Origin of the sequence: Catellatospora sichuanensis, assembly GCF_007483665.1 — a bacterium.
GTDB classification, from domain to species: domain Bacteria; phylum Actinomycetota; class Actinomycetes; order Mycobacteriales; family Micromonosporaceae; genus Catellatospora; species Catellatospora sichuanensis.
This window is the reverse complement of record NZ_VIQO01000040.1, coordinates 85811-106309: the sequence shown is the minus strand read 5'-3', so window position 1 is coordinate 106309 and position 20499 is coordinate 85811. Positions and strand designations below refer to the sequence as shown.

Genomic DNA, 20499 nt, shown 5'->3' with positions numbered 1-20499 from the left:
TGGCAGTGCCTGGGTGATCATCGGGAGTGCAGGCGATCAGTGCTCCCAGGGCAGCTCGCGCGGCCTGCGCAACCAGCGCGGACTCAGCTGTGCGGAGTCGAACCGCGAGGTCCACCTCCGCCGTTCGGCTCCGCCGTCGAACTCGGTCGCCGCGTCGAACCGGCGATCCAGCGCGGCCAGCAGCGGGCCCAGCTGCCCAGCGGCCAGGCCCGGATGCGCGACCAGGATCGTATCGAGCGAGTCGCGGTTGGCCAGGTCGTTGAAATAGAGGTCGATCAGGTAACCGTCGCCGAGGGTTCGTTGCTCAAGTCGCCGGACCAGGTGCTCCCAGTACCTGAACCGGTTGCGCACCGCATACCGCGGCTCCGGCAACGCGGCGGCGAGACGGGCAGCCATCGCGGCGCGTTCACGTTCCAGGCGGTCGGCGTCGACCTGCTCGATCGTCGCCTGCTCCGCCCGGGTGAGCCGCGGCCAGACTGCTTCGGTGTCAGGGGCGTCATCGGCCCAGTTCACCGCCATATACCGACGACCATTCACTCGTTGGGCTGCTGAAGATGGTGGGCGTACCCGCCGACGCCGGGCGTGGACCGGCGTCGGCGGCATCGTACGGGTCAGGCCGGCGGGCCGACAGTGATCACATCCCGTTCGCCGGGAGGATTGATCTGGACCGTGGACAGCACCGCTCCGTCGGGGTTCAAGGTGAGCAGCTTGCCGTCGTCGGTGGCCAGGAGCCGGTCGTCGGTAGCCCAGACGGCGTCGTGAGGGAACGGGCGGGCCTGGCCCGTGGCGAGTTCGACGATCTGCCACCGGCCCGCCAGGACATCCACGTCGGCGATGACGTATCGCCCGTCCGGTGACCACGAGTACGGACCCGACGGCATCGCCGTGATCGCAAGCGAGCGGGTCGGCGCCCCCGTGGCGGCATCGAACAGTTGCAAGCGGCGCACCTTCTCCGCGCCCTCGCCACCGGACCGGTCGGCGACCGCCATGACGATCTCGCGCCCGTCGCGGGTCCAGCTGAACGAGCACCGGCTGCAGTCGTGCGCGGAGCGGTCGATCCAGTGTTTGCTCACGGCGCCGGTGCGGGCGTCGATGACGGCGAAGCCGATTCGGAACGGTTCCTTCTGCGATGCCCGGCCGACGAGCCACTCGCCCGTGTGCGACCACTGGTAGGCGCCGCCGAGGTCGGTGGGGTCGACGGCGACCGGCGGAGAACCGTGTGCGTCGGTGATCCGCAGCCCGCCTCCGCTCTCCTCGATCAGGACCCGGCCGCCGGCCGGTGCGGGCAGGACCGAACCGGCCATTTCGACGAGTTTCCCGGTGGCGCGGTCGAGGACGCGACTTCCGTTGCCGACGATGACCCATCCGCCGACCAGTCCGGTGTCCGCCGGCCGGCCGGTGGCGGCCACCCCCGCCGTCGATCCGGGTTGGGGCGAGTCCGCGGCCGGCGACAGAACCACCCACGGCAGCACGAGCGCCGCGCATGCCAGCAGCGCACCGCCCGCGGCGGTGAGCCGCCGCCGGTGGCGCAGGCGCCGGCCACGTGCCATCGCGTTCCCAGCGAGGCCCGCAGGCGGCCCCGTGATCTGCTCGGTCATCTCCTCGATCGTGTCGGAGAAGACCTGTCCGAAGTGTGTCATCGCCGTCCTTCCACGAGGTCGGGGGCCATGCCCTGCAGGGGCACCAGCTCGCGTAGTTTGGTGAGGGCGCGGTTGGCCTGGCTGGCCACCGTCCCGCGGCGGCACGACAGGATCCGTGCGGTCTCCTCGACGCTGAGGTCTTCGAAGTAGCGCAGGATCAGCACTGCGCGTTGGCGTGGCGGCAGCGACAGCAGCGCCTCACGCATCATCAGGCGTAGCGCGGTGGTCGACTCCACGTGCTGCCCGGCGGCGCGTTCGGGGAGCCGGGCCATGGCGACCTCGGGTCGGCGGCGCCGGTAACGCCAGCCCGACACGAAGTCGTTGTAGATCATCTTGTGGAGATACGGTTCGGGTTCTTCGATGCGCCGCCAGCGTGCGAACGCCTTGGCCAGTGCGCCCTGGACCAGGTCCTCGGCGGCGTGCCGGTCGCCGGTCAGCGCGTACGCCGTCTTCAGCAGGGCATGGGCGCGGTCGGCGACGAAGGCCGTGAAGTCGGCCTCCTCGGAATCTTGCACTGTGTGCACCTCCTTTCGCCTTCCTCACGACGGGGACGCCCGGAAGTTTGCATCACGGACCTGCGTAATCTGCCGGGCGTCCGCGGTTGCTCTGTGCCGCATTCCACGACCGGCCTGGTCGTCCATACACGACATGGCGGCGCGTTCGGGCACCGCATTGATGCAGCCGACAGGCGGTCCTGATCGGCGGCCAGGTCGGCCCGGCGGCCGAACATTGAAGTTGGCGCAGCTGGTGGTACATCAGCCGAGAGCCGGTGTTGCGGCCGGCGGCGCGCTGATCGGGCGGGTTCTCCACGAGTTCGGCGTCCGCGTGCCCGACGTGCTCGCCGTGATGAGGTGCCCGGCGCACCGGTCGCGTCGGGGTGGACGGCACTCTGATCACATCTCGGGCGGCACCGCTGGTTACTCGCCGATGAGGCGCAGGTTGTAGGTCGCTTTGAGGTCGGCAACCCAGTCGTCGAAGAACCGGATGCCGTGCGGCTCGCCAAGGCGGTTCAGTTCATCGAGCCCGATCGGCCCTTGGCGCAACCGCTGCCCGAAGTCTTTGAAGAACAACTCGAACCCACCAGGCGTGTACACCTCGATGATGCGGGCAGGTTCGGGCCCCGCGTTCCACATGGTGTGAGGGATCCGGCGCGGCTTCAGCACCCAGCAGCCGGGTGTCGCCCTGACGACCTCGTCGCCGACCCGCGCGTGCATCTCCCCCTCGAGCACGTAGAGCCACACGTCGTTCTGGTGCACATGTGGCGGTAGGAGAAGTCCCGGCTCGAACGGCTGCTCGACGACCGAGACGACCCCGTTCGTCTCCTCGCCGTACAGCTTGATCACGACGCCGTCGGCGTCGTCGCCCTCGCCTGCGGCAATGAGCGTCCTGCCCTTGACGTGTTCACGCATGGCACGCCTCCTCGGCAGATCGGGCGCCGGCGCTTGGACGAAGGTCACTCCTGCAGGTACCGTGCCGGCATCCCCTTTAGGCTGTATTGTCTCATGCCTGGCCGCTCGAATCGGGCCGTCGCCTTTGCGCACGCGCTGCCCAGACAGCGCATCCGGCTGCCGTGGACGTGGCAGCGCCCGGCAATGTGCCGCGTGCGCGGTAGGCGACCTCTCGTCTGCGAGCAGGAGCCGCCCGCGGCAAGCACTTGATGTCGGACCGCGGCGGGCGCCTGGTCGTCTGCTCACTCGACGGGCTCGGCTGCCTCCGCCGCAGCAGCACGGCTCCGCCGCCAAAGGCCGATCGAAGCGCCCACGGTCAGCGCCAGCACGAGCGCGAACGCGGCTATCGCGGGTGAGCCGGAGCCGGAGCCGGACTTCGGCTCCGAAGCACTGACCGGCACACCCGCAGCCGCCTCCGACCCCGCCGTGGCCGGCGCCACCGGGGTGGCGGACGCCGAGACCGGTGCGGACGGAACCGTCGCGGTCGTCGCGGACGACCGCGACGGGGCGGCTGAGGATCCGACCGTCGGCTTGGCCGCCGGGGTGGCGCCCAAGCCGCGGGCGCGGACGTCGAACCCGAAGTCGCTATTGGTGACGTTGGTGTCATCGCTGCGCTCGGCCACGAGCACACTTGCCCCACCTGAGGCGCTCACGTCGGTCTTGGCGAACCGCAGGTGCATCTCCCAGCGCAGCGACTTGCCGGGGGCGAGATCGTTCGCGCGGCACCGGAACGCCGACTTCGCCAGCTTCGTGCAGCCGACCAGTCGGACGATCTCGAAGCCGCTGCTGCGCACCGTCAGCTCGAAGGTCGGCACCTCCATCGGGCCCCGGTTGGCGACCGTGTACCGGAACACCGCCGTCTCCCCCGGGTTGGCTTGTGCGACCCTGTTGCCGCTGACCACCACGTCCGCGGTGCGTGGCACGCCGACGGTGACCTTGACCCGCGCGATGCCGAAGCGGGCATCGGCCGGGACCGCGCCGTCGACTCCGCCCTCGGCGCGCACGACCATCGTGCCCGCGAAGCCGGTCTTCGCATACGGCCGCAGCGTGATCAGTGCGGTGAGCCGTCGCTGCTCGCCCGGCTCGAGCTGGGCGTAGGTGCCCGTCGAGCTGACCGAGACCCGGCCGGTGCCACCCTCCAGCGTCACCGCCAGGTATGCCTCGGCGGTGGCCGAGCCCTGGTTGCGCACGATGACGTCCACCGCGGTGGTCACCCGCGCCCCGGTCGTCACCGACGACGGCACGCTCGACAGTGCCAGGTCGAGCGGCACCGCGGCGTGCGCAGCGGACGGCGCCCACACGACGGCGCACAGGACGGCGGCCAGCAGGCCGGCCAGACGGTTCCTCACGATCGCTCCCTAAGTCCCGGCCACCACCGACGGCCCGCAGCAATCTAGAAGATCACCTGATATGCGGGCATCCGCCGAACGGGCCCACAATCGCCCGACCGAGCCGTCGGCCCTGCGCCGGCTCTGGCGGCTGACCAACGCGGCGTGAGCCGTCCAGCCGAGAACATCGCCGTCAGCACTGCCGGGCGAACAGCGCCCGGTCGAAGCGGCCCGCCGCGAGGTCTTCCTCCTTGATCATCCAGTACAGGGTGCCTGCCGTGTGCCCGCCATGGCTGCCGTGGCTGAACTGGGCGAGCAGCCGCCAGCGCGCCGCTTCGAGCGACAGGACCGGCGACCGCCAATCACGCCGCCGAGCGCGGCCTGTGCCACCTCGAACTCGACGGGACCCTGGATAGACAGCGGGTGCCCGCCGAGCTGATCACCGAAGTGGTACGGCAGATCCAGGCCATCGACGAAGTCGTCACCGCACACCGGATGATCGCCGTCGGTGTTCGCCGACTCCGGGAAGGCCTTCCGGACCGCAAGGCTGTCGTAATCCGGCGCGGTGTCGACCACGTCCGCGTACAGCGGCCACCGCGGATACGGCTCGATGCCGGCGGGGGCGACAGCCGGCTCCGACGGCAGCTCGGCGGGAACGAAGACCACTCGGGCACCGGCCTGCGACTGGGGATCCATGCAGTACACCAACGCCTCTCCGTTGTCGTACTGGCCGTCGAAGTAGAAGAACAGCAGCCGGCCACCGGCCGGCAGCGGCAGGCCGGCGACGACTGGCAGCCGAGCACAGTCGATCGACGCGACCAGCGTCAGCGGGCCATGCCCCGGCCACACCGGCCACGGCTCGCCGGCCGGCAGCACCGGCTCGCCGCCGCTGTGGCCGACCTCGAGCCGTCCCGCTGCGCCATCCGAGCGGAGTCGGATCGCGGGTCGCAGCAGGGTGATCCAACGGGCGGCGATGTCGGCGGGCAGGTGCCGATGGGCGATCGCGGCGAGGTCGATGGTGGAAGCCATGTCGGGAATAGTCGCACCCGGCCACGACGGGAAAGGGCTGCCGGTCCGCTACTGATCTTCAGGACGGTCAGCGCCGGAGCAGGACGTGCCCTCCCACCGCACTCATGAGGAGAAGCAGTGCCACTGCGAACAGGGCACGTCCGACCGCCGAGGGCAGGGGGAGGAGAAACGGTGCCTGCTGGAGGAGCGCACTCGCACCGAGCAGGGCGACGCCACCACCGAGGCGGATGGGCTGGGATCGCTGGCTCGTCGTCAGGCGCGCAGCCCGCACCCAGGCCATAGGAAACCGTCGCGTCACCGCGACACGCACGCCGAGTAAGACCCAGACAAAGCCGAGGGCCACGATGACCAGACGCAAGGCGACCCACACCGGCTCCGGATCATCCACGGTCATGCGACCAATCATCCAAGTGACGTCAATGCCCAGGGCTCTTGTACGGCTGTTGCGTTGGAAGCGTTGGCGATCCTCGTGTCGTAGAAGACGCGGATAGCGCTGCCCAGGTGGATGAGGTAGAGCGCGAGCCATCACCGGAGTCTGCCTCGTCGCTCTGGTCCGCTCCGGCGCCCAGTTCAACAACGGCGTGGTCGAGCGTGAGGAGGCCGCCGCAGCGTGAGCAGCAGGGCCTATGCTGCGGGAATGATCAAGCCCATTGCACTCGTCATATTCGACTGCGACGGCGTACTGGTCGACATCGAGCGCATCGCCGCTCGTGTCCAGGTCGGACTCGGAGCCGAGCTCGGGTGGCCGCTGACAGAGGACGAGGTCGTGGACCGGTTCATGGGGCGCTCACCCGCCGCCATCCACGAGCAGATCGCCGCCCAGCTCGGCCCGGACACGGCCGCGATCTGGTCGGAGAGGTTCGAGCAGCTCCACCGGGAGGCCGTGGACGCCGAGCTTGCCCCGGTCGACGGCTTGCCGGAAGCACTCGACGCGCTCACTCTGCCGACATGCGTCGCCTCCAACGGCTCCCACGACAAGATGCGGCACACTCTGGGCCGCACCGGGCTCTACGAACGCTTCGCAGGCCGCATCTACAGTGCCACCGAAGTCTCCCGCGGCAAGCCCGCACCCGACCTGTTCCTGCACGCCGCCCAGCAGATGGGCGTCGATCCCGAAGCCTGCGTTGTCGTCGAGGACAGCCAACCCGGCGTCCACGCCGCCCGCGCCGCCGGCATGCGAACCTTCGGCTACGCCGGCGGACTCACCCCGGCCGAACGCCTTGAAGGCCACAACACCGTCGTCTTCCACGACATGCGCCAGCTGCCGAATCTCATCACCGAACGGCAGCCAACCCTCCATCAGGCACTGCCCACCCGCAAGATTTGACAATTGCTAGAACTGGGCAGGTCAAGGCGTTGTCGACGATCGATGCGACACCCATCGCCGGCCGCAACTCGGTGGCGTGCGTCCCCAGCAACCACCAGGATGCGATCATGGCCAGTGAATTCTTGATCGTCCGGGCTCGGCAGGTCTGGCTTGAGCTGGCCGGCGTCGCCGTCACCTTCCCCGCCGAGGGCACGGAAGTGGTCGTCTCGGAGAGGTCGTTGCTGTGTCCGCCCGGCTGGAGCGGGATCGTCACGCTCGGCAACGCCGCGATCATCACTGTTCCGGAGGACGGCATCGGTGATCTCGTACGGGAGCGGCTGGGCGGACTGCCGGTCACCACCCTGACCGACCCTGACCGGGTGTGCCGCGCCCTGCCTGTCGCTGAACTGTTGGGTCCAGCGACACTGGCCTACTGTGACAAGGACAGCTTCCGACCAACGGATACCGACCTTATAGACGTCATCCCCGCAGGTCATGCTGATCTCGCCGCATTCCTCGCCTCGGTTCCGTCGGATGACGCCGACGAGTGCGGGCTCGCAGAAATCACCTCGCCCGCGTTCGTGATGCGCAGCGGGACACACGTTGTGGCGGCGGCCGGCTACCGACGCTGGCCGGGTCAGGCTGCCCATATCTGCGTACTCACCGCCCCGCAACAGCGTGGGCGCGGGCTTGCACGCGTCGTCGGGGGCGCAGCAGTGGCTGACGCCTTGGCCAACGACCTCCTGCCCCAGTGGCGGGCTCGTCCCGAACCGTCGCGTCGAGTGGCACGTGCGCTCGGATTCCATGAACTTGGCACCCAGCTGAGCATCCGGGTCACGGGACTGAGCGCTCGTTGACCAACCAGGTCAGGCGGTGCCGAGTATGGCTTGGAGGCGTCCGGTCGTGTGGTATCGGGTCAGGCGCCGGGTCATGACGACGACCATGGCCCACTGGACCATGGCGGCGCGGTGCTCCGGGTGGCGTTCGTAGTCATGGACAGTGCGCCGGCAGCCTGTGATCCAGGAGCGCCAGTTCGTGGACGTCGGCACGGTGCGGGACCTCTGACGGCGACCCGCCCAGCTGCCGGACGGACGTCGACTTTCTGCCTGCCTCGCCGCGAGTGGGGTATCCAACTGCTGGTGTTTGAGTGTGCTTTGGTGCGCTCCAGCGTGCGGTGGCAAGCTCGGCCCGGCTGATGTCCGCGGGCGATGGCGGTGTAGTCGTACGGGTTGTCTAATCTGCTCGAGTGTCCGATGTGGCTGGTTCGGTGGTGGTGCAGGCGTATCGGTTCGCCCTGGACCCGACCCCGGCCCAGGACCGTTACCTGCACCGCCACGCCGGAGCCGGGCGGTTCGCGTTCAACTGGGCCCTAGCGGCGGTGCGCGCCAACCTCGACCAGCGCGCCGCCGAACGCACCTACGGCCTGGACGGTGAGCAGCTCACCCCCGTGCGGCCCGGACACTGTCCCGGCGGCAGGGCCCGGACCGGCGGACCGGACGGCGGCCATCACGCCGCTGGCAGCAGGCCAAGACCCGCCTGGCCCGCGCACACGCCCGCATGGCGAACCTGCGCGCCGACGGACTGCACAAACTCACCACCACCCTGGCCGGCATATACGGCTCGATCGTGGTCGAGGACCTCAACATCGCCGGCATGATGGCCAACCGGCGCCTGGCCCGCCACATCGCCGACGCCGGCTGGGCCACCCTGCGCCGCCAGCTCGAATACAAGACCGCATGGCACGGCGGCCGCCTGGCTAGGGCCGACCGGTGGTTTGCCTCCTCGAAGACCTGTTCATCCTGCGGCGTGGTGAAACCCAAGCTGGCGCTGCGGGAACGGACCTACACCTGCGGCCATTGCGGCCTCAGCTTGGACCGTGATCTGAACGCGGCGATCAACCTGCAGCAGGACGTCGCCCGGAGTGGCCGGGAGACGCTAAACGGCCGTGGAGCCGACCGTAAGACCAACCCCGTGGTGGCAGGTGGCTGTGAACCGACCACCCCGCACCACCACCTCGGTGGGTAAGACGGGGACCGTCGGCCGGCAACGGCCGACTGCAATTGAGTGCCCACTAGAGATCACTCGATTGCAACGGCAACTCAGGCGAGCGGGTCGACGTGCGGGGTCGCGGCTGGCATGATCCATGACCGCGACCGGCTGGACGAGGTGACGACGTGGGACTGTTCAAACGGCGGCCATTGCCGCCGGTGCTTCGTCTCATGGCTGCTGCGGGGCTACCCACGGCGGGTGGTGAGATCCAGATGCCGGCCATCGCGATGGAAGTGGCGCGCAGGGACAACGGCCGAGCCGCGGCCTGCCTGCGTGTTGTCGAGGACCTGCTGGCGGAGCAGGGCGACGGCCCGCTCACTGCGCTGAAGTTTCTGGAGGCGCTGCAGAACACCACGTCGCACGGCGTGGTTGGGTTGTTCACCACCGAAGATCTGCTGCCTTTGCGCGGACCGCGGACGGTCGCGGGCTGGATGCAGGTGGAGCGCTTCTGGCAGGCCGTCGTCACGTGGTGTGACCAGGACAGCATCGATCTTCATGCGAGCGCGCCGATCCGCACCATCGAGAATCGGCGACTGCAGTCGATCGTGTGGCCGTCGGGCCGGACACTGGCCGACGGGCGAATGGTCGACATCGCCCATGTGCTGCAGTACGAGTTGGCGGTCGGCGCCTCGATGGTGTGACGCGCGAACGAGCAACCACAGCCGATAACTGCGAGAAGATCCACAGGGAGTCGATGCAGACGTCGAGCCGCGCGAGGTTCGTAACTGCGTGGTCGCGGCGTGGGCGGATGCTATCTACTGCTTCTCTGGATGGGGCAGGCATTACTGATCCATATCGGACTCATGGTGTCTTTGCGCACCGACGGGCACAACGCGGCAGATCATGCACGAAGGCGAACGTCCGGACAAGAGCACTGCATTTCCTGCAGTCCCGGCCGCTCATCGCGTCGATGTGGTTGCACCGCAGGCACAGGGGCTTTGTATCCGCGTTGTGGCCGCCCTGACCTCAGGCAGGTCACCGGTATCGACGCCGTTCTGGGCCGTCACGATTCGATTACGGGACAGCGGCGAAAGAGGGCCGCGTGTTCTCATATGGAAGCCACGGGGAGGGCGCAGAATCATGTCATCACCAAGGATGCTCACTTCCGAGTATCAGCGCGCCGCAAATGCGCCTTTCAACGCCGCAATGCCCGGTCGTCCGCGGTTTTTCCGCGACGTCATGGGCAAGCGCCAGTCGCACAGGTCGCGGCGACTCTGCGACTCGGCAACCGCGTCTCCGACGCATCGAGCGGTTCGCGTTCCATCAAGGACGGTCTTGGCCGACGCCTGACCGCCGTCCTTGTTCCGCTCAGGCATCCGTCACGGCGATCCGTCCTGCGCACCCTCCCTGGGCGCTCACCCCTTCGGATGGAGTCAACGAAATGAAGAAATCCAGGCTCTTCGCGGCCGTGGCGTTCGGCGCTGCGATCGCGGTGTCGATGGCCAGCGGGGCGCAGGCCGTCTTCTACTACGAGCTGCGATACCAGGGCACGATGTCGTCGGCGACGACGGTCGTCGACACGTCCGGCAACCTCAACGACGGCACCGTCGGGTCCGCCAACGGCGGCACGGTCACCACCGTCACCGACGCCGGCACGACCAACCCGTACCTGCACTTCAGCGGGGCCGCGTGCGCGACCGCGGGAACGTGCGAGCAGTCCAGGATCACCCCGGCGGTGTCCAGCACCCTGGTCCCGAACAGCGCCGGCGCGGGCACGTTCGCGTTCGGCGCCAGCGTCCGGGTCCACAACGGCGTCGTGAACCCCAACGCCGGCATGAACGTCTTCCAGTACGGCTTCGCCACGGTCGGCGCGTCTCAGTGGAAGCTGCAGGTCGACAAGCTCACGCCGAGCTGCCGCTGGGCCGACGGGACCACCGAGGTGCTGCTCAAGGCCACCGGATACACCCTGCCCGACAACACGTGGGTGAAGATGAAGTGTTCGCGCCTGTCTGCGACCAGCTTCGAGCTCCGCGTCACCGACCCGGCCACCGGCACGCTCCTGACGCCTGCAGTCACGGCCACGGCCACCATGGGCGCGATCCTGCCGACCGGCACCGTGACGATCGGGGCCAAGACGATCAACGGCGCCAAGCACGACGGTGACACCGACCAGTTCCGCGGCGACATGGACGACATCTTCTTCCACCGCGACTGAGCGATGAACCGACCGCTGCCCGCCGCACCGGCGGGCAGCGGTCGGTCGCGGCGAGCAGGCCGGCCGCGGCCGGTTGTCGACGTTCTCGACCGCGACCGCGACCGCCTTCACGTCGATGACCACCTCATCGGTCACCGGCCACGGGATCCGGGAAGTCCTCGCAGCGAGGGGACGCCACCGATCTCGTGCACACCGCCGTCTTCATCACAGCTCCCGGCCGAATAACGCCGCGATCCGACGCTGTCGGCCGGCATGAACCGGGGAGGGCGGCCGGGTGAGTGGTTCAGCGAAGGGTCGGCCCTCGGGCAACGACGGCACGACCCCGGCTTCGGTGCAACCTGCTGGTGCCGTTCTGGTCAGGAGCTCGACGGAGACGGCACCGGCGACGGGAGTTTGTCAGCGGGTGCCGGCACGCCCGGCCAACCGGGCTTGCCGTTCGGATCCGGCCATATTCCCTTGTCCTGCGGCCCGGGCCAGGCCTGCTTCTCCCATGGCATCCCGCCACCGGGCCGGCCTTTCTCGCCCTTCCACTCACCGCGCTCCGGGATCACGCGCTCGATCTTCGGGTGGTCGCCACCGAACTCGCGGTGATCGTCGGCATGGTGCCCTACGAATACGACCGCGACACCGAAACATCCGGTGCAGACCGCTCCGGCAAGAAACGCCCCGGCCAGTGCCAGTGCGAGTTTGCCTGACAAGCGCCGTGGAGCCGGTGCCGCGGCCGGCTGCGTGGCCACCGGGGCCACCGGTTCTGCGGAGGCGTCGGCGGGTGGTGTTTCGAAGGACTCTGTTGTCATGCAGGACACGGTGGCGCAGGCGGCTAAACGCCGCTGATCGGTTGGTTAAGAAAATGCGATGAGTTCGACGGCAGCAGCACCCGCAACAGGGCGCCGCCGGTCGTCGCCGGTTCCGCGGTCACCGTGCCGCCGTGCTGGGCCACCGTCTGCGCGACGATGGCCAGGCCCAGGCCGGAACCGGGCAGTGCCCTGGCCGCGGGGGCCCGGTAGAACCGCTCGAACACGCGCAGGCGATCGGCTTCGTCGATGCCGGGGCCGGCGTCGACGACGCTCAGTTCCACCTGCTGTCCGACATGGCGCAGGCGCACACAAACCCGCCCGCCGGCCGGGCTCCACTTGGTGGCGTTGTCGAGCAGATTCATGATCATCCGCTCCAATGCGCCGGGACGGCCCGTCAGCTCCGCTGTGACCAGGTCGGCGTCGATCGGCACCGCGGTACGGCCGCGGCACCGTTCGACCGCCGTGACGACCACCTCGGCCAGGTCGACCGGCTCGGCCTGTTCCGGGCTCGTCTGTTCACGGGCCAGGTCGACCAGCTCGTTGGTGAGCTGCGTCAGTTCCACCACCTGTGTTTCCAGGTCCTGCATCAGCCGGGCCCGGTCCTGCGCCGGCAGTACCCGACCCGATTCGGGTTCGGCTTCCGCCCGCACCAACAGCTCGATGTTGGTACGCAGGCTCGTCAGCGGCGTTCGCAGCTCGTGTCCGGCGTCTTCGACCAGGGCCCGCTGGGCGGCACGCGACTCGCTCAGCGCGGCGAGCATGTCGTTGAACGCTCCCGCCAGGCGGGCGACTTCGTCGTGGCCGCGCACCGGTATCGCGGTGAGCAGGTCCCGCGTGGCGGCTACGCGCTCGACGGCTCCGGTCAGCTGGTGGATGGGCGAGAGTCCGGCGCGCGCGACACTGCGCCCCAGTAGTGCCGCCAGCGCGGCACCGCCGAGGCAGCCGAACGCGAGCAGCATCGCCAGCCGTCTGAGCGTCTGATGGAGCGGTCCGAGCGGCTGGGCCACCTGGATGACGCCGCCCTCGTCCAGGGGCAGCGAAACCATCCGCAGCTGCTCGTCGCCGGCGGTGACCGTCTCCTTGCTGCCGGCCGCTTGCCCGTTGAGGACTGCCAGGGTGCCGTCGGTGACCGGCAGGGCGGAGGTGAAGACGACGCCCTTGACGGTGATCATCTGCCAGCGCGGCCCGAGGCCGACTTCCTCGATGCCGCGCCGCTGTCCCTCGACCGGACCTTTCGGCGGCGGCTTCATCGGGGACTTGGCCATCCACCGGTCCGGCTGAGTTGCGATGGTGCGGGCGTCGGCGTCGAGCTGGGCATCGAGCTGCCGGTACAGCTCCTCCTGGACAAGGAGGAACGCCATGGCGCTGACGGCCACGACGGCGACGGCGACGGCGAGCGCCGCGATGACGCTCAGCCGGTTGGTGAGGCTCACAGCGGCGTCTCACGCAGCACGTAGCCGATGCCGCGCACGGTGTGCAGCAGACGGTCGCGGCCGTCGGCCTCCAGCTTGCGGCGCAGGTAGCCCAGGTACACGTGCAGGCTGTTGGAGCTCTCGCCGAAGTCGTACCCCCAGACCTGCTCGAAAAGCGCCGACCTGGTCATGACCTGGCGCGGATGGCGCAGGAACACTTCGAGGATGCTGAACTCGGTACGGGTCAGCCGTACGGGGCGGCCGTCGGCGCTCACCTCGCGGGTGACGGGGTCGAGGGTGATTCCGGCGAAGCGCAGCGGCCCGTCCTGGCTGCCGGCGCCGGTGAGCACCGCGCGACGCAGCAGTGCGCGCAGCCGTGCCAGCAGCTCCTGCAGGGCGAACGGTTTCACCAGGTAGTCGTCGGCGCCGGCGTCCAGCCCGGCTACCCGGTCGCCGACGCTGTCGCGGGCGGTCAGCATCAGCACGGGAACCACGATGCCTCGCCCGCGCAGCGATCGGCATACGTCGAGTCCGTCGACGCCGGGCATCATCACGTCGAGCACGAGCGCATCGGGTTCGGCGACAAGCATGGAGGCGAGCGCTTCGGCGCCGTCCGCGGAGACGTCCACCGCGTAGCCCTCGAACCTGAGACTGCGCGCGAGCGAGTCACGCACGGCAGTGTCGTCGTCGGCCACCAGGATCCGCAACACGTCCTCCTCGACTCAGCTCGAGCTCGCCACCGCGGACGCAACCACAGCTTGGCAGGCCTGTCCATGATTTGACACCCCGGCTGCTGTTCAGTGTGCGCGGCAGCTGGCAGGTTCGGTAACACGTGATCCCAACACGTCAATCCTCGAAGGCTTAGGTCATGCCCAACGCAGCGACACGTCAGAGACTCGCCGACGCCGCAACGGGCGCGATGGTGGTCGCCATCGCGGTCGCCGCCTTCGTGATGACGACCTCGGCTGGACGCGATCAAACCAGCCCGGTCATCGCGGAACAGACTGACGAAGCGGAGCCCTCCGAACCTGCGGTCCGTCCACCGACAGCCCCGCCGACCGGGCCGCACGATCCATGCGTGCTCGGCGCATGGCAGGTACCTGAAGACGACTACTCAGTCCGGATCGATGACCTTGGCAGCGACACCGTCACCGCCTACGGACCGATGGCAGTCTTCTACGCCGACGGCACTGGCTACTACAGCTACAACACCACCGGACCGCAGCTGGTCAAGTTCAACGACAAAGACGAGCTGTGGTTCAGGTTCTCGGGGAGCATCCCGTTTCTCTGGAGCACAACCGACGGCAACCTACAGATCGTCGAGTACGACAACGCCAAAGGCGCGCTGGTGTCCTACTCGCCGATCGACGGCGTTGCACTCGACACCATCGACCTGCATATCCAGACCGTCAGCAACAACAAGAGCTACTTCTGTGAACCCGACAGCATGGGCACGGTCGGCTCCCTGAGTCACATGAAGCGCATCAATCTTCCGCCCCAGCCGCTGCCGGCGGCGACGAAGGGACCATGACGTGACCGAACCGCAGCCATCACGGCCATCGCTGCTGTCGAAAGTCGAGCCGTTGCTCGCGGTCGCGTTGACGTCGGTATCGGCGACTGTGGCGTTGACCCAGGACCGTCCGGCCTCGTCCGTCGGCGTGGCAGTGGCCGTCGTGGCACTTGGCGGATATGGGCTGCACAACCTGTGGCGAGCCAGGAATGCCGAGGACAAGCCGCGCTACCCGCGGCTGCGGCTGCTGGCGGCAGCCCTGGCCGCTGGCCTCGTCCTGGGCATAGGTACGGCGTCGATGACCGCGGCCGGCCGACACTTCCTGATCCATGATGCACTCGGGTTCGTGGACACGTCCGGGCAGGTCCAGGTCGAGGCATTGACGATCGCGGAGGCGGGCCAGAACTACCGGCTGGAGCTCGCCGTGTACAACTCCAGCGAAGAACAGCAACTACTCAAGAACGTCACCGTGCGAGCGACGACGAACGAGCCCATCGCGGTGGCTTGCATGGGCGAGGAGGAGCCCGCGAAACGGGTCGGATCCACGTTGACTGTGAGCTCGGTCGCCAGCGATCACTGGCAGGTCGAAGGCTCGCTGCTGAGCGAATCGGCCGGCACCAAGGTGCAACTGAACGGCAGAGTGTTCAACAGTTGCAAGACTGGCAGAAGTTGGCTGGAAGTCAGCTTTCCCGGCCAGATCACGCTTACCGGCAACGAATATACGATCATTTCCTTTGATCTACCTCGGACCATCACCGCATTGATCGGAGCCGAAAGCAGCGCGGCCGGCGTGTCTACGCAGAGCGTGGAAGCCCATCTGAACCTGCCGTTCGCCACCTCCGATGAGCAATACATGTCGGCCGCAGTCGAAGTGGTGCTCGAGATCTCCGGCAACCGTGTCGCTACCTTCCGGCAGGATGCGGGGCACCACGGCCCGATCCCGGGGTGACGACGACATGAGGCGCCCGCGGACCCGCTACGGGAAGCAGCACGCGCCACGGGTGCTCAGGGTCTCCCGCGAGGCGATATCGAACGCACCAACAAACCCGTACCCACACCGATGCGGGCGCTCCCCTACTCGTCCCTCCGGTGCCATTGCCGCGGCCTAGGCTGCGCAGCTGCGCGGAAGCCAGCAGCGTCGTCCTCCACGCCGGCAACTGATCGCTCTCCATCCGCCGGCGCCCGCCGCTCAGAGTAGGCGTTTCTGATCGGGCATGAACGCGGACAGCAGGTCACGCACCTGAAGCCCGACATGATCACCACGCTGTAGCAGCGTGTCGAAGCGGGGTTCGTCTGAAGCCCTCGGAAAGACCGCCTGGCAGAAGTCGGCCAACTGGTTCCGCTCGGGATCGGTGTAGGCGCGGATTGCCAGCGCCACGTCGACCATCAGCCGCGTACCCGGACCGCGGAAGTGCGCCGCCAGCTCCCGCCACGGTAGGCCGGACAACATGTCGGGGTGGGCGCAGACAGCCGCCGTCAGCGCGTACGACCGAAGGCGATGATGGCCGGGTGACTCGAGCAACCACCGCACCGACACCTCCACCACCTGCGTCGACCAGCGGCCGCTGAACTGGATGAGCTGCCGGACCACCATGTCGTCGAGAGCGTAGAGGTCGTCGTCCTCGAGGCCGTCGGGGATCGGCAACAGCGGCATCGGAATCGGTGAACCGTTGTTCCTCGCCAGGAGCTTGGTCAGCACGACAGTCGGCGCATCGTCGTGCGGGAGCAGCGTGTAGATCAGTTCGCCGGTGACCGCCGTACCGATGCGCAGATGGCGTTCCATCACCTGATCACCCGACAGCCGCGCGTACAGCAGCCCTCCTATGTCGTATGTGAGCGACTGGTCCGCTGTCGTGAGGTAGACCTTCGCCTCGAAGCTGTGCAGGGTTGTCATCATCGCCTGCCAGCCGCCGGGGTCCAGACCCGCCCGCCACATGTTGACGGTGGCCCGCCAGGACGCTGCGGCGTCCTGTTCGTTCTGGTCGGGCCACAGATCCGCCCAGGCGAGGCCGTGCTCGACCGGGCACAGCAGCAGCCGCAGCAGCACCAGGTTGGCCGAGTAGGCGGCCATCCGCCGCAGCCGGTCCTGCGCCGTCGGCAGGTATCCGGCGAACTTCGCCGAATCGGGCCGCTGCCGCACCTCGGCCAGCAACGTCACGAGCACGCCGTCGATCTGCTCGCGCTCGTCGGGCTCCAGTTCCATGAGCAGCTGCCGGGCGAACTCCAGCACGGGTTGGCGGCCGGCGATGCTCTGGTGGCCGGTGACGGCGAACAGGAAGCTGTCGTCGGGCTCGTGGGTGCGGCGTCGGCCGACGGTGCTGTCGGCGGTGTCCGCGAGCGCCTCGACGATCCGTGCTGCGACCAGGTACTCCCCGAAGGTCGCGTGGAGGAACTCGTAGCAGCGTCTCGTCGCACCGTGACGTTCGCTCGGCGCGGGGCCTGAGGCGAGCGTCTGGGCTTCGGCGGTGTGCACGAAGAAGAACTCGGCCAGCGCGCGCCGGCCCGACTCGGCAGGGTCCGGCGCGTCGCCGGCCTCGCCCAGGGCCGCCAGATCCGCGCCCAGCTCGCGGTCGGTGATGTCCTGCCGGCCGCGATTGAACATTCCCAGCGCGGCGATCGCGAGCCGCCCCACCTGGTCGTCGACGGCGTCCCGGAGCCGATCTCCGGTCAGCCCACCGTCGGCTCGCTTCCTGACCTCACGCAGCGCGAAGTTGTCGATGAGCTTTCGGTAGAGGGCCGCCCGGGACAGATCCGAATCCAGCGGCGCGGCGGCGGGGTCGGCGCAGTACAGGGCGAGCATGAGCAGGAGCAGCGGCTGCCGGGCCAGGACCCCCTGGGCCAGGGCCGCCTCGTGCGTGATCGCGCCCAGGCGGCCGGCGCGGATGGCGGTGTCGTTGGTGGCGCGCCACTGGTCGATCCAGGCCCGGGTCTGGGCGTCGTCGAAGTCGTCGAGGCGGACGACGGGTGTGCCCGGCGGGATGTCGACGCGGTCGGCGACGACCGTGCGGGAGGTCACCACGACGATGACAGGTCGCAACTGCGCCGCCTCGGCCCGCTGGAAGTCGACGATCTCGTGCAGGTAGCCGGCGCGGTCGTGGGCGGTGGCCTGCAGCAGCTCGTCGAGGCCGTCGAGCAGCACCACCCGGATGGTGTCGGAGGTCTGCTCGACCAGCTCAGGCCAGCCGATGCGGCAGTTGGTGTCCAGGTCGAGTGCCAGCTGGATCTGCCTGTACAGGGGGACGTCGGCGGAGACCCGGCGCAGCGGCACCCGCACGACCGTGTACGACGACGGTGGCAGGCGGGCGGCGAGCACCTTCGTCAGCAGCGACTTGCCTGCGCCCGGGTGCCCGAGCAGCAGCATCGGCAGGCGTTGCGCCTCGGGGCCGGTGACGTGGTCGACGACCAGCAGGTCGAGGTCGTCGCCGGCGGGCTGGGCGTCCCACCAGGACTCGTCGCCGGGGCGGGACTGCTCGCTGTCGTAGCGGGCGTGGCGGTAGCGCGGGTTGAGGTAGGCCTCGGCGACGGTGGGGACGTTGATGGGCAGTTCGTGGCGGTCGGCGGAGGAGTCGACGATCGGCTGGTCGAGGACGCGCTGGTTGGCGCGGTGCAGTTTGAGAGCCAGGTCGACCGGTTCCGGGCAGGTCCGGGAGATGGTGAGCAGGGACTCGACTCGGGCGAGGGCGTCGGACTGCCCGTCGAGCGCCGCGTGGAGGTCGGCGCCAAGAATCCGCGTCGCGTCGCGGGTCGCGGCGTGCTCTGCGAGCGAAGCCCAGATGTTGAACTCCGGCGCCTGGTCGGCGAGTTGCAAGTAGAGGGATCGGTATCGCTTCAGGCCGTTGCGCGGCGTCTCCGCGAAGATCACCGGCGAGATGTCCTCGAACCCTGCCAGGCCTCGCATGAAGTGCATGCAGCGCACGCTCAGGCCGGTCATCCATTCGCGCACCAGCTCGTTGCTCTCGACGAAGCCCTGGGTCGCGCAGGGCCGTGGCACCTCCGCCGTGTACAGCGTGGACAGGAAGTCGCTGGGGCGGACGTCCAGGGCGACGTTGACCTGCTCGTCGGCCGAGAAGTCCAGCTTGGCCCACTGTGACTCGCCCAGCGCCTCGCGCAGCGCCTCAAAGTAGCCCGCGACGACGATCGTGGTGTGCGCTGCGGCGAGCAGGTCGACGCGGTCGTGGCCGTTGGTGGCGGAGAACCTCGCGCTGACGGCGTCGACCGCGGCACGGACAAGCTTGACGGCCTCGTTCTTCTGGTCGACCCAGCCCCACGAAGCGGCCAGCATGGCCAGCGGCACGAGAGCAGGGTTGGTCGCCGCGGCGATCCCACCGCCGACCAGGATGACTCCGCCGAGGATCTTGTCGAGCAGCCCGATCGTCTTCGGTTCGTGCTTGCCGAGGATCTTCAGCGCGCCATCGAGGGTGAGTGGGTTGTCGCGTCGCACGGGCACCTCTCCGGCTGTCGGCACCACCGCGCGGTGTGACGGCGGCCTTCCACACTGTGTACGAGTCGGCGGCGAGCCGCCGTCGCCTGTCCGGGTGAACCTGCGCTCCTTAGGGCAAACGCCCCTGCCAACCAAAGATCATTTGTCCTCGAGGGCGGTCCGTGCAACCTCGATCGCCTAGCATCTGCGGGCAGGCGAACCCGGCGGGGCTGACATGTCCCGACGAAGCCGGTACGTTGACCGACTGTGCCGTCCCCGCTGAAGCCGCTTACCGACGGCCTGTACCAGGCGATGCAGTCCGGCGACATCGAAGGCTTCTGGGCACACCTGGGCAGGGTCTCCGAACACGCCCGGCCGCTCCCGCCCGACGAGCTCACCACCGTCGTCGAGGATCTGGCGGCTCTCCTCCCGAAACTCAGCGGCGACTTCGCCAGGGTCGCGGTCCTCGCCGGGGCCTGCGTGGAGTGGGGCGGCTCCCCACTGCCCCTCGCCGAGGTGCTGCCGGCACAGGCGGCGAAGTCGATGCTCGCCGCCGACGTGTTCCGGGTGCTCTGGAATCGGGTGACCTGGACCGGGAAGCTGCCCGACCGCGAGAACCCGCCACCCATGGCGAAGGTGATCGACAAGCTGGTCCGCAGATCGCGCCGCCTCGGCCTTTCCGAGGAAGAGGCCACGATTATCGCGATGGCCTGGTACGACGTCGACTACTGGTGCAAGGCGCTGATCACCACGATGGCCCTGCCCGAGTTCCGCCGCGCGATGTCGGACCGCGACAAGGTCCGCGAAACCGCCGCCGAGATCGCGGGGGACGTCCCACTCGCCCACTGGGTGCACGGCCTGGCCGAGGTGCTCGACGACGAGCCGCTGATCGTGCTCGATCACGCCACCGGGCGCGGATTCCGGCTGACCATGAGCGGCCTCGGCGACAACTTCCAACTACACACGCTGCTCGCCGACCGCCTTGTCGGTCCCACCCGACGGGGCCTGCCCCACTTCGAACCGGTGCCGCCCGACTGGGTCGACGCTGCGACCACCGGCGAACCGAACCTGTCCGCCGGGAACATGGTCGTCCGCCGGTTCCGGCTGTTCGACGGCACTGGTGCGTACGTCTCCCCCGAGAGCAGGCCCGCCGATATCGCTACCACCGACGGCATGCGGATTCTGGTCATGCACCCGCCGAACGGCATGTACGGCTGGCTGAACGGTCGTGTCTACGAGCACCTGGTCCCGACCATGACCTTCGACCACGAACTGCCGCCCGACGAGGCAGCACGGTGGCTGTCCCGCGTCATCGAGGCCCGCCAGACCGACCTCATGGCGAATTGAGCGGATCGACAACGTCTGACCCGGCGCCTGGCCCACGAACACCGCGTCGGCAGCTCCC

20 protein-coding genes and 2 pseudogenes are annotated in these 20499 nt (G+C 68.7%); 9 read left to right on the top strand and 13 right to left on the bottom strand.

All coding sequences use genetic code 11. From position 1 onward, the window contains the following. Nucleotides 1-36: 36 nt before the first annotated feature. The 8 genes and pseudogenes from FLL47_RS39090 to FLL47_RS39060 all read right to left on the bottom strand — a co-directional run bounded on the left by FLL47_RS39090 (nucleotide 37) and on the right by FLL47_RS39060 (nucleotide 5839). A complete protein-coding gene (locus FLL47_RS39090) occupies nucleotides 37-519 on the bottom strand; it encodes a hypothetical protein (RefSeq protein WP_144127726.1) in 483 nt (160 codons plus the stop codon). 92 nt (nucleotides 520-611) lie between these two features. Then, nucleotides 612-1640, bottom strand: a complete 1029-nt coding sequence (locus FLL47_RS39085) for a TolB-like translocation protein (RefSeq protein ID WP_144127725.1) — start codon at nucleotides 1638-1640, stop codon at nucleotides 612-614. Next, nucleotides 1637-2155, bottom strand: coding sequence for a SigE family RNA polymerase sigma factor (locus tag FLL47_RS39080; RefSeq protein WP_144127724.1), 519 nt, complete (start codon nucleotides 2153-2155; stop codon nucleotides 1637-1639). The genes FLL47_RS39085 and FLL47_RS39080 overlap by 4 nt, the downstream gene beginning before the upstream one ends. A 402-nt stretch (nucleotides 2156-2557) precedes the next feature. Further along, nucleotides 2558-3049 carry a cupin domain-containing protein gene (locus tag FLL47_RS39075; protein WP_144127723.1) on the bottom strand — a complete coding sequence of 164 codons (492 nt, stop codon included), beginning with the start codon at nucleotides 3047-3049 and terminating at the stop codon, nucleotides 2558-2560. 281 nt (nucleotides 3050-3330) lie between these two features. Then, nucleotides 3331-4437 (bottom strand): hypothetical protein, encoded by a 1107-nt coding sequence (locus tag FLL47_RS43435; protein ID WP_186316186.1) that lies wholly within the window; start codon nucleotides 4435-4437, stop codon nucleotides 3331-3333. A gap of 172 nt (nucleotides 4438-4609) precedes the next feature. Next, nucleotides 4610-4735: a DUF1963 domain-containing protein gene (locus FLL47_RS44905; RefSeq protein WP_281286784.1), complete on the bottom strand. Its 126-nt coding sequence runs from the start codon at nucleotides 4733-4735 to the stop codon at nucleotides 4610-4612. A 134-nt stretch (nucleotides 4736-4869) separates the two neighbouring features. Beyond that, nucleotides 4870-5445 (bottom strand): annotated as a pseudogene (locus tag FLL47_RS39065) (DUF1963 domain-containing protein); the annotation flags it as partial. 67 nt (nucleotides 5446-5512) lie between these two features. Then, on the bottom strand, nucleotides 5513-5839 hold the full coding sequence (locus tag FLL47_RS39060; protein WP_144127722.1) for a hypothetical protein: 327 nt from the start codon (nucleotides 5837-5839) through the stop codon (nucleotides 5513-5515). A gap of 243 nt (nucleotides 5840-6082) precedes the next feature. On the opposite strand from FLL47_RS39060, the gene FLL47_RS39055 reads away from it, so the two are divergent. Together FLL47_RS39055 and FLL47_RS39050 are read left to right on the top strand one after the other, a co-directional pair. Further along, a complete protein-coding gene (locus tag FLL47_RS39055) occupies nucleotides 6083-6772 on the top strand; it encodes an HAD family hydrolase (RefSeq protein WP_144127721.1) in 690 nt (229 codons plus the stop codon). A 29-nt stretch (nucleotides 6773-6801) separates the two neighbouring features. Continuing rightward, nucleotides 6802-7608, top strand: coding sequence for a GNAT family N-acetyltransferase (locus FLL47_RS39050; protein ID WP_222106405.1), 807 nt, complete (start codon nucleotides 6802-6804; stop codon nucleotides 7606-7608). Nucleotides 7609-7617: 9 nt separating this feature from the next. Here FLL47_RS39050 and FLL47_RS39045 read toward each other — a convergent pair whose 3' ends face one another. Beyond that, entirely contained in the window at nucleotides 7618-7800 is a 183-nt protein-coding gene (locus FLL47_RS39045; protein ID WP_144127720.1) for a hypothetical protein, read from the bottom strand. 197 nt (nucleotides 7801-7997) lie between these two features. On the opposite strand from FLL47_RS39045, the pseudogene FLL47_RS45285 reads away from it, so the two are divergent. From FLL47_RS45285 to FLL47_RS39030, 4 genes and pseudogenes are all read left to right on the top strand, one after another. Continuing rightward, a pseudogene (locus FLL47_RS45285) lies at nucleotides 7998-8087 on the top strand (helix-turn-helix domain-containing protein); the annotation flags it as partial. Between the two features lie 125 nt (nucleotides 8088-8212). Continuing rightward, nucleotides 8213-8776 (top strand): RNA-guided endonuclease TnpB family protein, encoded by a 564-nt coding sequence (locus FLL47_RS43430; RefSeq protein ID WP_246159278.1) that lies wholly within the window; start codon nucleotides 8213-8215, stop codon nucleotides 8774-8776. Nucleotides 8777-8925: 149 nt separating this feature from the next. Further along, nucleotides 8926-9441, top strand: a complete 516-nt coding sequence (locus FLL47_RS39035) for a hypothetical protein (RefSeq protein ID WP_144127719.1) — start codon at nucleotides 8926-8928, stop codon at nucleotides 9439-9441. A gap of 740 nt (nucleotides 9442-10181) precedes the next feature. After that, nucleotides 10182-10955 (top strand): hypothetical protein, encoded by a 774-nt coding sequence (locus FLL47_RS39030; protein WP_144127718.1) that lies wholly within the window; start codon nucleotides 10182-10184, stop codon nucleotides 10953-10955. A 356-nt stretch (nucleotides 10956-11311) separates the two neighbouring features. Here FLL47_RS39030 and FLL47_RS39025 read toward each other — a convergent pair whose 3' ends face one another. Genes FLL47_RS39025 through FLL47_RS39015 form a run of 3 tightly spaced genes read right to left on the bottom strand, consistent with a single transcriptional unit; the run spans nucleotide 11312 to nucleotide 13871 of the window. Then, nucleotides 11312-11752: a hypothetical protein gene (locus FLL47_RS39025; RefSeq protein WP_144127717.1), complete on the bottom strand. Its 441-nt coding sequence runs from the start codon at nucleotides 11750-11752 to the stop codon at nucleotides 11312-11314. Between the two features lie 23 nt (nucleotides 11753-11775). Further along, nucleotides 11776-13185, bottom strand: coding sequence for a HAMP domain-containing sensor histidine kinase (locus tag FLL47_RS39020; protein WP_246159273.1), 1410 nt, complete (start codon nucleotides 13183-13185; stop codon nucleotides 11776-11778). Further along, the gene (locus FLL47_RS39015) at nucleotides 13182-13871 is read right to left on the bottom strand and encodes a response regulator transcription factor (RefSeq protein WP_144127716.1); all 690 of its coding nucleotides are present in this window, start codon (nucleotides 13869-13871) and stop codon (nucleotides 13182-13184) included. The genes FLL47_RS39020 and FLL47_RS39015 overlap by 4 nt, the downstream gene beginning before the upstream one ends. 161 nt (nucleotides 13872-14032) lie before the next feature. On the opposite strand from FLL47_RS39015, the gene FLL47_RS39010 reads away from it, so the two are divergent. After that, nucleotides 14033-14695, top strand: a complete 663-nt coding sequence (locus FLL47_RS39010; RefSeq protein ID WP_144127715.1) for a hypothetical protein — start codon at nucleotides 14033-14035, stop codon at nucleotides 14693-14695. A gap of 1 nt (nucleotide 14696) precedes the next feature. Next, the gene (locus tag FLL47_RS39005) at nucleotides 14697-15623 is read left to right on the top strand and encodes a hypothetical protein (RefSeq protein ID WP_144127714.1); all 927 of its coding nucleotides are present in this window, start codon (nucleotides 14697-14699) and stop codon (nucleotides 15621-15623) included. 240 nt (nucleotides 15624-15863) lie between these two features. On the opposite strand, the gene FLL47_RS39000 is transcribed toward FLL47_RS39005, so the two are convergent. Continuing rightward, complete coding sequence (locus FLL47_RS39000) at nucleotides 15864-19115, bottom strand: NACHT domain-containing protein (protein WP_144127713.1); 3252 nt, start codon at nucleotides 19113-19115, stop codon at nucleotides 15864-15866. 246 nt (nucleotides 19116-19361) lie between these two features. On the opposite strand from FLL47_RS39000, the gene FLL47_RS38995 reads away from it, so the two are divergent. Then, on the top strand, nucleotides 19362-20441 hold the full coding sequence (locus FLL47_RS38995; RefSeq protein WP_144127712.1) for a hypothetical protein: 1080 nt from the start codon (nucleotides 19362-19364) through the stop codon (nucleotides 20439-20441). Nucleotides 20442-20499 lie beyond the last annotated feature (58 nt).

Excerpts from the sequence above, each read along its gene's own strand:
- FLL47_RS39010 (WP_144127715.1), top strand. The coding sequence starts at position 14,033 with ATGCCCAACGCAGCGACACGTCAGAGACTCGCCGACGCCGCAACGGGC.
- FLL47_RS39090 (WP_144127726.1), bottom strand. The coding sequence starts at position 519 with ATGGCGGTGAACTGGGCCGATGACGCCCCTGACACCGAAGCAGTCTGG.
- FLL47_RS39030 (WP_144127718.1), top strand. The coding sequence starts at position 10,182 with ATGAAGAAATCCAGGCTCTTCGCGGCCGTGGCGTTCGGCGCTGCGATC.
- FLL47_RS39055 (WP_144127721.1), top strand. The coding sequence starts at position 6,083 with ATGATCAAGCCCATTGCACTCGTCATATTCGACTGCGACGGCGTACTG.
- FLL47_RS39075 (WP_144127723.1), bottom strand. The coding sequence starts at position 3,049 with ATGCGTGAACACGTCAAGGGCAGGACGCTCATTGCCGCAGGCGAGGGC.
- FLL47_RS39060 (WP_144127722.1), bottom strand. The coding sequence starts at position 5,839 with ATGACCGTGGATGATCCGGAGCCGGTGTGGGTCGCCTTGCGTCTGGTC.
- FLL47_RS39025 (WP_144127717.1), bottom strand. The coding sequence starts at position 11,752 with ATGACAACAGAGTCCTTCGAAACACCACCCGCCGACGCCTCCGCAGAA.
- FLL47_RS39085 (WP_144127725.1), bottom strand. The coding sequence starts at position 1,640 with ATGACACACTTCGGACAGGTCTTCTCCGACACGATCGAGGAGATGACC.